The following is a 394-nucleotide window of genomic DNA, read 5'->3' as shown; positions in this document are numbered from 1 at the left end:
CTCGAACGGACACGCCTGCCCGCCTTAGCGCCGCTATCAAGGCAAGATTGGGGTTCGTCGTGGCACCGGTTTTCGTCGCATATGCCTCATCATCGGCAATAATCGGTGTCGCCGGCCCGTGGACGATCACGATCACATCTCCCTGTGCCGGCCGCACGCCGTCCGCCCCGAGCAGGTTCAGGAAGCGTGCGACCTTCTCCAGCGAGGGATTGACCTTGTCGGGAGATGACGCCGCCTTCGTCACACTGAACAGCACACGATATCGCAGCGAGTGGTCCGGCCGCTCAACCGCGCCTTCTACCGGCGTGATCCTGCCATAGCCGGCAATCACGGGTTGTTGCGCGGTGACGCCTGCTGACCCGGCACTGCTCATGACGGCCAAGCATCCTGCAAC

At 63.2% G+C, this 394-nt stretch carries 1 protein-coding gene; it reads right to left on the bottom strand.

Annotated elements, in window-relative coordinates; all coding sequences use genetic code 11:
• Positions 1-373, bottom strand: a 373-nt coding sequence (locus tag EOA78_RS35680) for a hypothetical protein (RefSeq protein WP_127320380.1), incomplete at its 3' end; no start/stop codon positions are given.
• Positions 374-394 lie beyond the last annotated feature (21 nt).

Source organism: Mesorhizobium sp. M5C.F.Cr.IN.023.01.1.1, from assembly GCF_003997585.1.
Taxonomy (GTDB): Bacteria; Pseudomonadota; Alphaproteobacteria; order Rhizobiales; family Rhizobiaceae; genus Mesorhizobium; species Mesorhizobium wenxiniae.
Note: the sequence above shows the minus strand (reverse complement) of the source record. Positions and strands in the feature narration are given on the sequence as shown.